Raw genomic sequence first — 12653 nt, 5'->3', positions numbered from 1 at the left:
AAAGAAGAGGTGACGAATGATGAATCAATTACTAATGGTCGGTGCTGGATCGATGAGTGAGGCGCTCGTTCGCGGGTGGATCGACTCGGGCATCGAACCGACACACATCACAATGACAAACCGAAGTGACCGGGAGCGCTTACTCTTCCTACAAGATGAACTCGGCGTTCAAATTGTTGAGGACGAAAACGTTAACGACTATGACATCGTCGTATTAGCGATGCAACCTGATGGCGTCATCCCGTACGTAGAATCAAAAGAATGGAAGACCCCACTACTCGTCTCAGTCGCTGCACATATCGAACCGAGCCAATTAGAAGAGGCTTCAGGGCTACCAGCTGTTTGCGCCATGCCGAACACGCCTGTCGCCCAACGGAACGGGATGACGGGGCTATGGTTTGGTCCAGAAACAGATGAGGCAGTCCGTGAGAAAGCGACTTCTCTCTTTGAACGGGTCGGTCGAACGGCCGTCACCGATGCGAAAACGATGTCCGCCTTTATGGCCGCTGCAGGGTGCAGTCCTGCCTTTTTCTATGAAATCGTAGGTGCGATGACGCCCGTCCTAACGGATGTCGGTTACGATGAACAGACAGCGCGTCAAATTGTCGCCCAAGCGATGAAAGGCTCCGCTGAGTTACTGTCTCATGAAACACGTGAGACGAATGAACTGATTGCCGATGTGGCCGCTCCAGGCGGACCGACCGACCGTGGTGTCGGCGTGCTTCGTGAACGGAATCTTGCTGACGTGATGGCTTCAGCCTTGCGCGAAAGTGCCAAAGAAGATCATGAGTCGATTGAAGAAGTGTAAACGATACTCGTTTACACTTCTTTTTATGTTCACTCGACCTTACTATTTATTATTTATAACTTTTTATATGATCAATATTTCACTTTCTCTTTTGACATGATAAGATAGCGAATGAGAATCGTTATCAAAAGATGGGGAAGGTTACTTATGAGTCTATTACGACATGTCGCGTTGAATCAAACCGTCATTTTATCTGATTTGACTAAAATTGATGATCGCTTGCGCCGACGAATGATTTCTCTTGGTTTTTACGAGGGATGCTCGGTTCGTGTGAAGCGCAGAGCTATTTTTTCAGGACCGCTCACCATTGAACAAGTGGATCATCAACAAATTATCGCCATCCGAAGATCAGATGCCGAAAAAATCGGAGTGATTGTACCATGAGCCAACGGATCGCATTGATTGGCAATCCAAATACAGGCAAAACTTCATTGTTTAATCGATTAACAGGTTCATTCGCACATGTGGGCAACTGGGCCGGTGTCACAGTCGAACAAAAAATCGGTCAGTTACATGGGAAAGTCGGACAATTAATTGATTTACCCGGTGTCTATGACTTAGACCCGCTCTCGGCAGATGAAGCGATTGTCTCCCGTTTCTTACTGCATGAACCATTTGACGGGATGATCAATATTATCGATGCTTCACAATTAGAACGTAACTTACAACTTACTTTGCAACTTCTAGAGATGGGACGACCGCTTCAAATCGGTTTAAACATGGTCGACGTCGCAGAAAGTCGTGGAATGCATGTTAATCTCGACAAATTAAAAACGCTCCTCCAAGTAGATGTCTTCCCGATCACCGCACGAACAGGTGATGGTTGTGACGTCTTGCTCTCATCGATTCAAATGGAGAAGCGTCAACCTTTCGAATTAAACTATGGTCCAGAGACCGAAGAAGCGATTACACGCATTCTTCGTTTAACTGGTCTATCGAGAACGGATCGCTGGATTACAATTCAATATTTAGCAGGCAACCGGATTGTCGTCGACCATTTAGAAGCATCATCTCCAGAGATTGTTGCCGTCCGAAAAGAACTGGAAACGGCTATAGGGCGTTTTGCACACGCACACATCACTGAGCGTCGTCGCGATTGGGCGAAACAGATTCGACACCAGGTCATTGAAAATCACAATGCACAGGACGTGACGATGACAGATCGCATCGATGCGGTTGTGACGCATCCTATCTTAGGTTTACCCATCTTCTTCGGGGTACTCTATGCGCTATTCCATGTGACATTTAATTGGGTTGGTGCACCTCTTTCCGATTTATTAGACGGACTATTGTCTGGTCCGATCACATCAGGAACGGTTTGGATGTTAGATGCTGTAGGTGCTTCTCCATTCATTAAAGCCCTTCTCGTAGACGGTGTCATCGCAGGTGTCGGTGGCGTATTGGTTTTTGTTCCGCAAATCTTTGTTCTCTTTTTCTTTATCTCATTTTTAGAGGACTCCGGATATATGGCGCGAGTCGCCATCGTGATGGATCGTTTCATGCAACTCGTCGGATTGAATGGAAAAAGCTTTATCCCGATGATTATCGGATTCGGATGTAACGTTCCTGGAATCATGGCCGCTCGAACGGTCGAAGAGGAGCGCGAACGTCTAGTCACCATCTTCATCTCACCATTCATGTCATGTTCGGCCCGGCTTCCGATTTACGCTGTGTTTGCGGCGAGTTTCTTCTCTACTCATCAAGCACTCGTTGTCCTCTCGCTCTATATGTTGGGAATTTTCCTTGCCTTGATTGCCGCGAAAATCTTTACGAAGGCATTGGCCTCTGAAGATCAGACGAGCTTATTCATCGTCGAACAACCTCCATACCGCGTTCCCCAAGGACTTACCTTATGGCGTAGCACTTGGCAAAAAGCTAAAGGATTCGTTCGAAAAGCCGGTACATTTATTTTTGGTGGCTCTGTGTTCATCTGGCTACTCGCCTATTCAGGTCCAAGCGGCTTTGATGTACCGATGAATGACAGTTTCTTGGCGATGATTGGTGGTATGATTGCCACATTACTCGTCCCACTCGGATTCGGTACTTGGCAAGCAGGTGCCTCGCTCATCACCGGATTCTTAGCAAAAGAAGTGGTCGTGTCTACGATGGCAATCATCTATGCGGTCGGCGAATCAGATTTATCGGAGTCGCTATTACCAATCTTCACCCCACTCAGCGCGTATAGCTTCATGGCCTTCGTTTTACTTTATGTCCCTTGTTTGGCGACAGTCGCTGTCATCCGGCGAGAAGTGGGTAGTGCCAAGTTGACATGGTTCGCCAGTTTATACGGTTTAGGTGTCGCTTATGTGGTGTCTCTTGTCATTTATCAAGTCGGTCGCTTATTCGGATTTGCGTAAGGAGGAATACCATGTCATTCTTTGACCTACTCATCGGATTCATTGTTTTTGGATATGCCGCATTTTCTCTTTACCGCTACACACGTAAAGCAAAAGGCGGGAAATGTGCAACATGTGAAATTGAACCTACCTGTACAGCGGCGTGCGATGCAGCCGATTGGGATAAAATCATTGCGGAAGCTCTACGAAAAGAGCCTTCCACAATGAATGCAACCACGAAAAAAGACTGAATCGAATTCAGTCTTTTTTCTTTACAGCATATGTATAACCGTGACAATCATCGCGACCACTAAAATCCCCGGTAATAAATTGGCCACACGAATTTTTGTGATTCCAACCAAGTTCAGACCAATCGCCACAATCATGACCCCACCGGTCGCGGTCATCTCTAAAATAAAACTGTCCATGAGCGATTCCGGTATGAATTTCATGATTTGAATGGCGAGTAATGCGATTCCGCCCTGATACAGTAACACTGGAACTGCTGAAAACATGACCCCAATCCCAAGTGTCGAACTTAACACGAGGGCCGTAAAACCATCAATCAACCCTTTCGTGTACAACACGTCATGATCACCACGCAACCCGCTATCGAGCGCCCCGATAATGGCCATCGCCCCGATCACGAAAATGAGTGTGGCCGTTACGAATCCTTCCGCTACACTCGATTGACTTCCAAGTCGCCGTTCAAGTCGATAACCGACTTCATTTAATAATTCATCTAACTTCCACCACTCCCCGAGCGCTGACCCGACGACGAGACTTCCGATGACAATCAAGAAGTTCTCACTCTTCATCCCCATTTGAATCCCAAGCAAGATGACCGCAAGCCCGATTGCCGCAGTCACCGTCTCCTTCATACGCTCCGGAATGCGGTGAAATAAGAGACCTAGCAATGCCCCGATGACAATCAATGCGGCATTGACGAGTGTACCCGTTAGCACCATGTTGCATTCCCCGTTTCATTATGTATTGAAAGGAATATACCAATTGCTTTCGTGCCATGTCAATATACAAAAAAAGAGCCACTTCTCGCAAGAAGTGGCTTCGCGGAAACCCATGTTCCGGTGGGTTTCTCGAGGGTTTGGCACCCAAGTGATTCTGACTGGGCTCGAACCAGCGACCTCTACCCTGTCAAGGTAGCGCTCTCCCAGCTGAGCTACAGAATCAGGTCGTGTCCTCTCTTAAGGACACTATTAATATATCAAGAAACTATTGAGTTGGCAACAACTTTTTTTATTTTTTTAGAGACTTTTTATCGTGTCATTTGTTGACGGTCGATATGTCGACATAACCGCTCCAAGTCACCCGCATAAACGGAGACGAGCATATCCTTGTACAGTGTATCTCGATCCCAGTGAAGACCATTCGCTTTGGCGACACGTTGAGATGGAACGTTGTCCGGATGAATCAGAGAAATAATCTCCTTCTCGCCCTCTGAAAAAGCATGCTGCATCAGACGCGCGGCGGCTTCTCGACCATATCCCATGTGCCAATGCTTCGGTGACAACCAATATCCGACTTCCAACTCGATTTTGCCGTCCAATTCATGCAATAGCGTACCTGCGTGACCAATCGGTTCATCACTTTCAAATGTCATGAGCTTCAGGAGACCCGTTTGGCGTCCTGTCTCATAGCGGGCCAATTGACGTTCAAACCATTCAATCGTCTGTTCGTCTGTATACGGTCTCCCATCCGGACTGATGAAGCGCATCACCCGTGGATCTTGGAGAAGCGATTTGACAAAATAGAAATCAGAAAGCGTATACGGTTCAAACCGCAAACGTTCAGATTGCAACTCGACAAGATGCATCGTTTTCCGCCCCCTTTTTTTCATCACATAATCTGAAGTAATAAATTCCCGTTTTCAGCACATTTCAATCCTTTACGAGACAATTTTTAAACCGATTACACTACTAATAATCATCAACAAAAAGAAGATACGCCAACGATTTTTCGATTCGTTCAAATAGAGCATCCCTAAAATGACACCGCCGGCCGCGCCGATGCCTACCCAGATGGAATAGGCAAGACTAAGAGGAATGACCTCAAGTGATTTTGATAACCAATAGAAGCTGAGCGCAAACGATAAAATTGATGCAATCGACCACTTTAAAATCTGGTATCCTTTCGATTTCCCCATAAAGAAAACGGCTGTCATTTCAGCAATTCCCGCTCCAATCAGATAAACCCAACTCATGCTTCTTCCCCTCCTGTCACTTGCTTCAATCCGATGATGCCGATAATCAACGTCGCCACAAGTATTAGTTTCCATCCACTAAGCCCCTCGTCAAACAAGAAGGCGCCAACTATGACTGTGCCGACCGCACCGATTCCTGTAAAAACAGCGTACCCCGTACCGGCAGGCAGCGTCCGAAACGCTTTCGCCAATAATCCGAAACTGAGAATCAATAACACGATTGTCCACAATGTCGGACCTAGAATCGTGAAGCCTTCAGACAACTTCATCGTGGTCGCCCAGACGATTTCGAGTAGTCCTGCAAACAGGAGGGAGATCCATGCACTCTTCTCTTTACTCATCCCAACCCACTCCTTTCTTGAAAATTCGAAACGCAGCTTGTTGTCTCATATTCCGATCCTCTTCAAATGTGAATAACGATAGTAAGGCGCCATCTAAAAAGCAATAGTAGGCAGCATATAGTTCATCGAGCGATTGTACCGGTAAATCGCCACGTTCCATCGCCAGTCGAAATTGCTCTTTCTCAAATCGTTTTAACTTGGTTTCGACCGTACCGATGACTTCCTCGATATACTCTCGAAACTCCGGAGGAGGTACTAGTAACATTCGTTTCGTCAACATCCAAGTCTCATGATCACTAAAGAATGACGTGAGTGTGTTGACAATCGAATCGATTCGTTCTAAAGGTGGTCGTCCAGCCGTATCGTCACAAGTTGTCTGCCATACTTCTTCGTAACGATTCGCCATATCTGACACGACTTGTTTGAACAGTTGTTCCTTCCCATCGATATGGGCATATAAAGAAGCCTTGCGAATCCCTACATCTTCCGCCACTGCCGCTAGTGACAACCCTTCGTAACCATTCCGTGCGAAGCGTGTTCGAGCAGACTGCATGATTTTATCTTTTGTATTCACGTCATTCACTCTCCTTGCCTCACACTTTACCTAACGAACGGTAGGTAGTCAAGTCAGGCGATTGTATTTTGGTTCATGATTCTCCACAATACAAGTAGAAGGAGGTGACGAAAGATGATTGAACAATTGAACGTGTCGATTCCGACGGAGAAGGTACGTGGTCAAAAGCGGATTGTCCGCGTATTTCGACCAGACTGGGTCGACGTCAGCACCCCGCTTCCCGTCCTGTATATGCATGATGGACAAAATGTGTTTTCTGGAAACACTGCTACATATGGAGAAGGTTGGGAAATCGATCGTTGCATCGATCTACTACGACTCCCGCTCATGGTCGTCGCCATCGCGAGCGCCCCGAACTGGCTGGACCGTTATGATGAGTATTCATATGAGGAAGATGAGATGCTGTATCGACGGATCGGACCCGAATTGGCAAGAACTCGTCCAACACTCGGTGGCCAAGGCCGTATGTATACAGATTGGCTCATGAACGAATTAAAACCACGAATTGACAACGAGTACGCTACTGACCCAGAAGATGTCGGGGTCATGGGGAGCTCGATGGGAGGTGTCATCTCTCTATACATGATGGCGACCTATCCTTCTATTCGACGAGTTGGTTCCCTCTCCACTGCGGCATGGGCCAATCTTGATCCATTGATCCGAGAAATGAAACATGCTGAGTTCGCCGGTAAACTATATATGGACATTGGCACAAATGAAGAGAGCGGGCCTATCACTCCAAGCGACTACCTATTCACGAATGCGAAACTGATTGACGTCATCGCGCAGAAAGGAATCGCCTTCCGATATGAGGTCGAACCAAATGCGATTCACAACGAATCGGCCTGGCGTCGCCGCTTGCCTCACGCACTGCGCTATCTATACGATTGCACGTAAAAAGAGCGAATTCCGTAACTTTCGGAATTCGCTCTTTTGTTTAGATGACCCAGTTCCCGTCACGCATGATTGCTTCACGCGTCCCGTCTTCCCGTTCACCATCGATATTCATTTCGGCTGACCCGATCATGAAGTCAACGTGTGTCATCGAGTCGTTCGCCCCGTTCGCCGCGAGCTCTTCTTGTGACATCGAAGGACCCCCTTCGAGACATGTCGAGTACGCACGTCCGAGCGCCAAGTGACACGATGCATTCTCATCAAACAACGTATTATAGAAGAGAAGACCAGAGTTCGAGATTGGAGAATCATCCGGAACGAGCGCTACTTCACCGATACGACGCGCACCCTCATCCATATTCAACAATTCATCGAGAGCCGCTTGCCCTTTTTTCGCCTCCGCTTTGACGACTTTCCCACCTTCAAACCAAAGAGTGAACTCATCAATCAAGTTCCCGCTGTAGCTGAGTGGTTTTGTACTCGATACGTAACCTTCCACAGAATCTTTATCTGCGAGCGTGAAGACCTCTTCCGTCGGCATGTTTGCGATAAAGTCGATGCCATCGACGTTCGGACCGCCACCGCCAAGGAAGACGTGTTTTTTCGGAAGTCCAATCGTCAGTTCCGTACCTGGCGCTTTGTAATGAAGCTTCGCATATTTCTTCTCTGTCAACAGCTTCGCACGGCTACGAAGTGATTGATCGTGTGTATCCCATGCCGCGACAACATCTTCTTGATCCATCCGCGTTGCTGCGAAGATGGCTTGCCATAATGCTGCAACCGCATCATCACGTCCCGGGAATACTTTTTGTGCCCACGCTTCTGACGCACCTGCGACGATTGACCAGCTCACATTGTCGCTCATCACATATTGACGCCACTTCGCAAGCGCTTGTCCTGCTGCACGGTTTGCATCCGAAATGCGTGACGATTCCACACCATTCAATGCATCCGGGTCATCACTGACGATTGACAAGAATGCCGTCTTCTCTTCAGCCAATTGCTCAAAACGAGCCTTCAACCAATCTGGAAACTCTTTGAACGAATCCGCTGGTGCATTGAAATAACGGATTTTCCCTGTTTCTTCGTCGCTCCAGTTGACGAACACTTGCTTCGCTCCGGCCGCATAAGCAGCCTTCACCACGTGACGGACGAGTGGTGCCTGACTGATGTCAGCACGTACTTCTAATTGTTGACCAGGTTGAATGTTCACACCTTTTTTCACAGCTAATTCTGCATAGCGTGCGAAATCTGCCTCTGTCGGCATCGAAATCTTAGACATATGTATCGTTCCTCCTTTTCAGTTATCTTTATTTTCTTAAATTTCAGGAAAAGTTGCAACCAATGCGCAAAAACGGGCATATTAGTAGATGAAGAAAGAAGGAGGAATCCAAATGGCAGATTGGAAAACAACATACACACATTTTTTAAAACAAGCGAAAGAAGACATCCGCGACCGAGAACAATTGGGCGACTTGCTCGTTCAAGGTGAACGCGCACTCGCAAAAGTCACAGTCGATGTGGCATCCAATGAAATCAGTAACATCGAGCGTGAAGAAGAACTGACACTTTACTTCCAGATGAAACAAATGCTGAATATGTTACGCGCGCTTTACAATGAACAATTTGAGATGCAACCCGATAAACAAGAGGAACTTGTCGCGGCCATCCTATACTTCGTCTCCCCATTCGATGCGATTCCAGACGATGTCCCACTCGGACTTTTTGATGATGCTCAAGTCATCGATTACGTACATGAGCAATTAGCGAGTGATATCGATCGATTCCATAATGACATGTGAGACTTGAAATGACGTAAAAGTAGCAGTACGCTTGCAGAAGACTTACAAAAAGGAGGCGTCAGGCCTAGCCATTATCTATGTATGCAAAATCTCGAAAACGGGTTGCCCTTGAAACGGTACTGTTCATCATTGCCGGGACAATCCTTCAGTCTGTCTTTGTCAGCTTACTGCTCAAACCAAATGAAATCGGTTCTGGGGGAATCGTTGGAATCACGTTGATTACGAATGAACTGTTTGGAACCCCCATCGGTTTGACACAGCTCGTGCTTAATATCCCACTCTTTTTATTGGGACTAAAATATTTGGGACGTCGATTTATCTTGATGACAGGAATTGTCGTCGTACTTTCCTCTATCCTCATCGATAGTTTGCCAGTCTTGATTCCCCCGACCCCACTCGATGATCCGCTCGTCGCTTCGGTGTTCAGCGGAATCGTTTCAGGGCTTGGACTCGCACTTCTCCTCTTTGCAGGAGCTTCCACCGGTGGACTCGACATTCTAGGGAAAGTCATCTATATGAATAATCGAAACTTGTCGTTGCCTAAAATTTTTCTGACACAAGACATCATCGTCTATGTGTTAGTCTTCATCGTCTTTGACATCAAAGCTGTCATGTACGCGCTTGTGTTAAGCTTCGTCAGATCCCGTACGTTGCTTACGATTCATAAATTCTTCGCTGCCCAAAAGCAATGCTTCATCATTTGTCAAAAAGCAGACGAAATCAATTTGGTCATCAAGCAGAATTTGAAACGGGGCGTCACCATCATGGATGCGACAGGCGGATATTCGAACGATTCGAAAAAAATGCTGTACGTCGTCGTCCAGAACAATGAAATCCCACGCCTTCGTCAAATCGTGTCTGAAATCGATTCTGAGGCGTTTGTCACTGTGTCTGAAATCGATTCAGTCGTCGGAAACTTTAAAGAACACTCCTATACACTGTAAATCTAAAATTTTCGACAACAATATAGATTGTTGTCGATTTTTTTGTGTAATCTTCGTTCTCCTGTTCCGATAATAAATAAGAGCCCCATACATATAAAGAAGGAGGTGCATGAGTTGTCTGTTTACTCGTTGCGCCAATACGTTCCGGCGATTCTCATCGGAACTTTTTCTACCGGACTTTTATTTTTATTTTTGACCCCGCTCGACTTACTACAGATCACGTTGTTCATCTATTATCTCGTCATATCAGGGGCAGCGATTGGCTTTAGCGGAGTAGCTATCTTTAAACATAGAGGTATGCGGCGTTTTATCCATATTTTGATTAGTGCAGGAAATGTATGCTTCACGCTGTACTTACTGATGCACTATCATTCAATCAACGACAATATGCAGTCCTTGTTGTTCCTCCAAAATTTCTTTTATTTAATCATGGCTTTAATCGTCATCACGCAATCGATTGAGTTTCGTACTTTGAAACTACGCACGTTCGATTTATTCGCCCTGTTCAGTTTCCTTTTGATTGGTGGTCTTCATATTTGGTTCTTTTCAACGCAAGACGTCTCACTCGTGTCACAGTTGAGCGGATTCGAAGAGCAAATGTTACTCATTAGCCTCTATATGATGCTGGCATTCCTCTACTTAAATCGAGTCGTCTCAGGCGGGCAACAGTTCCGGATTTTATTGCTCGTCGGAATTCTTGGATTCACGATCGCTTCGATTGCAAACACGTTGGTTGTCTTTTCCGGAATTACACATGAATTGATTCATCTGTTGCAAGTCAGTAGTATCTTGACCATCTCGATTAGCTACTGGGTCGATGATGTATCGGAAGATGCACTTGCCTACGATTCCATTGTCGATTATGTGCTGTATAGTGTGGTCGTCATGATGTTTTTACTCGCTTCCGATCGCCTTCTTGGAACATCCGTAATGGACTCGATGATTGCAAATGCTGTTCTCTTGTTGCTCATTCGTCAGTTTGTCGTCTCCAAACAGAACGCACTCATCAGTCATCGCTTGCATTCCGTCAACACAGATTTGGAAGTTGCCGTGTCGACCAAGGCACATGAATTAGAAATCCGTGAACAGCAATACCGTTCGCTTTTTGCCTACCATTCAGAACCGATATTCTTATTCGACTTGCATGGCGAAGTGTTATCTGTCAACGAGGCCGGCAGCTCTATCTTAGGACTGACAACCGAAACACTACTCGGCTCGAACATCTTAGACATCATTGAATCGAAAGACCGTGCACCTTATACCATCATTCTTCAAGAGTTGACGAACGGTCGTCCCCGAACAATCGATGTGCGTGTGATGACCGACGAAGGGGAAACACGCGTCTGGCAATTGGTCAACGTCCCAATGATCATCGAGGGAGAAGTCGAGGGCATCTACGCTATCGCTAAAGACATCACCCAGATGATCGAGCAACAAGAACAAATTCTGTATCAAGCTAAATTCGATAGTTTGACCGGTCTCCATAACCGCTACGCACTTCAAGAGCAAATCGAACGCTTGATCGAGGAAGGGCGTACGTTCACATTGATGTTTTCCGATTTGGATGGATTTAAAGAAATCAATGATCAATTCGGTCATCATATGGGTGACCAGTTATTACAACATATCGGAAAACGGCTGCGGACTGCACTCTTGCCGAACGAATATGCCGGGCGACTCGGGGGCGATGAGTTTATCGTCGTCGCGGAACATGGAGACGATGAGATGTTGACGGAACGATTGCGGCGGCTTGTCTATCGTCCCCCGTATTATATGGCCGGGACACTCGTCGAAGTCCATGCCTCGATCGGGATTGTCCGTTTCCCGGAGCATGGGAAAAAATTAAAGCACTTGCTCTCGAATGCCGATTTGGCGATGTATCGCGCGAAAGACAAAGGTCGTGACGAAACCGTCATGTTCGAACCAGAGTTACGGGAGGACAAAGAAGAGCGGAAAGTGTTGATGGAAGGGCTTGAAACCGCACTTGAAAAAGGCGAGATTTCCCTTTTCCTTCAGCCTCAAGTGGATGCCTCGACGAAAGCAATCATCGGAGCAGAGGCGCTCATGCGCTGGCAACATAACGGTGCGTTCATTCCACCAAGCCAGTTCATTCCGATTGCTGAAGAAACGGGACATATTCAGGATTTAGGTCGTTGGATGATTCATGAGACATTCCAATTGATTCACGTATTTGAACAAGGCGACATCCATTTACCGAAACTATCGGTCAACTTATCCGTCCGTCAGTTGTTTGATGAACACTTGATTGATTACTTGAAAACATTGTTCGAGCGGTTCCCGATTGAACCGTCACGCCTTAATTTTGAGTTGACAGAAACCGTGGCCGCACATCATTCGGATCGTGTATTAAATCGCATTTTAGAGTTAAAAGCACTCGGCATCAAGCTGTCTATCGATGATTTCGGGACAGGGTACAGTTCACTCGCATATCTCGTCCGTTATCCAATCGATGAACTGAAAATTCCTCGTGAGTTCACGATGCAGCTTGAAGAGAATCGCGAATATCAAATGGTCACGACGACCATTGTCGCCATGGCACGCCAACTCGGTATGGCACTCGTTGCCGAAGGCGTCGAAACCGAGTACCAGGAGACGTTCCTTCGTAAAATCGGTTGTGACTCCATGCAAGGATATCGCTATGCGAAACCGATGCCGCTCGATGAATTTGTCATTTACTATATGAAACACACAACGCCTTGAACCGGTTATTCG

14 protein-coding genes and 1 tRNA gene are annotated in these 12653 nt (G+C 46.6%); 8 read left to right on the top strand and 7 right to left on the bottom strand.

Going from position 1 to position 12653, the window contains the following annotated elements:
- The first annotated feature begins 19 nt into the window (after nt 1-19).
- The 4 genes from IRJ25_RS12590 (at nt 20) to IRJ25_RS12575 (ending at nt 3395) form a co-directional block, all read left to right on the top strand.
- Nucleotides 20-808, top strand: coding sequence for a pyrroline-5-carboxylate reductase family protein (locus IRJ25_RS12590; protein ID WP_269318402.1), 789 nt, complete (start codon nt 20-22; stop codon nt 806-808).
- A gap of 147 nt (nt 809-955) precedes the next feature.
- A complete protein-coding gene (locus IRJ25_RS12585) occupies nt 956-1192 on the top strand; it encodes a FeoA family protein (RefSeq protein WP_034771241.1) in 237 nt (78 codons plus the stop codon).
- Nucleotides 1189-3165 (top strand): ferrous iron transport protein B, encoded by a 1977-nt coding sequence (gene feoB, locus IRJ25_RS12580; RefSeq protein ID WP_269318401.1) that lies wholly within the window; start codon nt 1189-1191, stop codon nt 3163-3165. Before IRJ25_RS12585 ends, feoB begins: the two co-directional genes overlap by 4 nt.
- An 11-nt stretch (nt 3166-3176) precedes the next feature.
- Nucleotides 3177-3395 carry a FeoB-associated Cys-rich membrane protein gene (locus IRJ25_RS12575; protein WP_035387786.1) on the top strand — a complete coding sequence of 73 codons (219 nt, stop codon included), beginning with the start codon at nt 3177-3179 and terminating at the stop codon, nt 3393-3395.
- A 21-nt stretch (nt 3396-3416) separates the two neighbouring features.
- On the opposite strand, the gene IRJ25_RS12570 is transcribed toward IRJ25_RS12575, so the two are convergent.
- The 6 genes from IRJ25_RS12570 to IRJ25_RS12545 all read right to left on the bottom strand — a co-directional run bounded on the left by IRJ25_RS12570 (nt 3417) and on the right by IRJ25_RS12545 (nt 6280).
- On the bottom strand, nt 3417-4112 hold the full coding sequence (locus tag IRJ25_RS12570) for a DUF554 domain-containing protein (protein ID WP_159563526.1): 696 nt from the start codon (nt 4110-4112) through the stop codon (nt 3417-3419).
- A gap of 149 nt (nt 4113-4261) precedes the next feature.
- Nucleotides 4262-4334 (bottom strand) — tRNA-Val (locus IRJ25_RS12565).
- Nucleotides 4335-4420: 86 nt separating this feature from the next.
- Nucleotides 4421-4978: a GNAT family N-acetyltransferase gene (locus tag IRJ25_RS12560; RefSeq protein ID WP_084543120.1), complete on the bottom strand. Its 558-nt coding sequence runs from the start codon at nt 4976-4978 to the stop codon at nt 4421-4423.
- A gap of 72 nt (nt 4979-5050) precedes the next feature.
- Nucleotides 5051-5365: a DMT family transporter gene (locus IRJ25_RS12555; protein WP_159563525.1), complete on the bottom strand. Its 315-nt coding sequence runs from the start codon at nt 5363-5365 to the stop codon at nt 5051-5053.
- Nucleotides 5362-5706: a DMT family transporter gene (locus IRJ25_RS12550; RefSeq protein WP_074037785.1), complete on the bottom strand. Its 345-nt coding sequence runs from the start codon at nt 5704-5706 to the stop codon at nt 5362-5364. Before IRJ25_RS12550 ends, IRJ25_RS12555 begins: the two co-directional genes overlap by 4 nt.
- Nucleotides 5699-6280 carry a TetR/AcrR family transcriptional regulator gene (locus tag IRJ25_RS12545; RefSeq protein ID WP_214784729.1) on the bottom strand — a complete coding sequence of 194 codons (582 nt, stop codon included), beginning with the start codon at nt 6278-6280 and terminating at the stop codon, nt 5699-5701. Before IRJ25_RS12545 ends, IRJ25_RS12550 begins: the two co-directional genes overlap by 8 nt.
- Before the next feature lie 114 nt (nt 6281-6394).
- Between IRJ25_RS12545 and IRJ25_RS12540 the strand changes: the two genes are divergently transcribed.
- Nucleotides 6395-7177, top strand: a complete 783-nt coding sequence (locus IRJ25_RS12540; RefSeq protein WP_214784726.1) for an alpha/beta hydrolase — start codon at nt 6395-6397, stop codon at nt 7175-7177.
- Between the two features lie 40 nt (nt 7178-7217).
- Here the strand turns inward: IRJ25_RS12540 and IRJ25_RS12535 are convergent, their stop codons facing one another.
- Nucleotides 7218-8456 carry an aminopeptidase gene (locus tag IRJ25_RS12535; protein WP_208606717.1) on the bottom strand — a complete coding sequence of 413 codons (1239 nt, stop codon included), beginning with the start codon at nt 8454-8456 and terminating at the stop codon, nt 7218-7220.
- Nucleotides 8457-8568: 112 nt separating this feature from the next.
- On the opposite strand from IRJ25_RS12535, the gene IRJ25_RS12530 reads away from it, so the two are divergent.
- The 3 genes from IRJ25_RS12530 to IRJ25_RS12520 all read left to right on the top strand — a co-directional run bounded on the left by IRJ25_RS12530 (nt 8569) and on the right by IRJ25_RS12520 (nt 12641).
- Nucleotides 8569-8976, top strand: coding sequence for a YkvA family protein (locus tag IRJ25_RS12530; protein ID WP_074037788.1), 408 nt, complete (start codon nt 8569-8571; stop codon nt 8974-8976).
- A gap of 77 nt (nt 8977-9053) precedes the next feature.
- The gene (locus tag IRJ25_RS12525) at nt 9054-9920 is read left to right on the top strand and encodes a YitT family protein (RefSeq protein ID WP_015880767.1); all 867 of its coding nucleotides are present in this window, start codon (nt 9054-9056) and stop codon (nt 9918-9920) included.
- A 114-nt stretch (nt 9921-10034) separates the two neighbouring features.
- On the top strand, nt 10035-12641 hold the full coding sequence (locus IRJ25_RS12520) for a putative bifunctional diguanylate cyclase/phosphodiesterase (RefSeq protein WP_269318400.1): 2607 nt from the start codon (nt 10035-10037) through the stop codon (nt 12639-12641).
- Nucleotides 12642-12653 lie beyond the last annotated feature (12 nt).

Source organism: Exiguobacterium sp. KJ 601 (assembly GCF_027161185.1).
GTDB lineage: Bacteria > Bacillota > Bacilli > Exiguobacteriales > Exiguobacteriaceae > Exiguobacterium > Exiguobacterium profundum.
The sequence above is the reverse complement of the archived record's forward strand: the minus strand, read 5'-3'. Positions and strand labels throughout refer to the sequence as shown.

Excerpts from the sequence above, each read along its gene's own strand:
- IRJ25_RS12590 (WP_269318402.1), top strand. The coding sequence starts at position 20 with ATGAATCAATTACTAATGGTCGGTGCTGGATCGATGAGTGAGGCGCTC.
- IRJ25_RS12585 (WP_034771241.1), top strand. The coding sequence starts at position 956 with ATGAGTCTATTACGACATGTCGCGTTGAATCAAACCGTCATTTTATCT.
- feoB (WP_269318401.1), top strand. The coding sequence starts at position 1,189 with ATGAGCCAACGGATCGCATTGATTGGCAATCCAAATACAGGCAAAACT.
- IRJ25_RS12575 (WP_035387786.1), top strand. The coding sequence starts at position 3,177 with ATGTCATTCTTTGACCTACTCATCGGATTCATTGTTTTTGGATATGCC.
- IRJ25_RS12570 (WP_159563526.1), bottom strand. The coding sequence starts at position 4,112 with ATGGTGCTAACGGGTACACTCGTCAATGCCGCATTGATTGTCATCGGG.
- IRJ25_RS12560 (WP_084543120.1), bottom strand. The coding sequence starts at position 4,978 with ATGCATCTTGTCGAGTTGCAATCTGAACGTTTGCGGTTTGAACCGTAT.
- IRJ25_RS12555 (WP_159563525.1), bottom strand. The coding sequence starts at position 5,365 with ATGAGTTGGGTTTATCTGATTGGAGCGGGAATTGCTGAAATGACAGCC.
- IRJ25_RS12550 (WP_074037785.1), bottom strand. The coding sequence starts at position 5,706 with ATGAGTAAAGAGAAGAGTGCATGGATCTCCCTCCTGTTTGCAGGACTA.
- IRJ25_RS12540 (WP_214784726.1), top strand. The coding sequence starts at position 6,395 with ATGATTGAACAATTGAACGTGTCGATTCCGACGGAGAAGGTACGTGGT.
- IRJ25_RS12535 (WP_208606717.1), bottom strand. The coding sequence starts at position 8,456 with ATGTCTAAGATTTCGATGCCGACAGAGGCAGATTTCGCACGCTATGCA.
- IRJ25_RS12530 (WP_074037788.1), top strand. The coding sequence starts at position 8,569 with ATGGCAGATTGGAAAACAACATACACACATTTTTTAAAACAAGCGAAA.
- IRJ25_RS12525 (WP_015880767.1), top strand. The coding sequence starts at position 9,054 with ATGTATGCAAAATCTCGAAAACGGGTTGCCCTTGAAACGGTACTGTTC.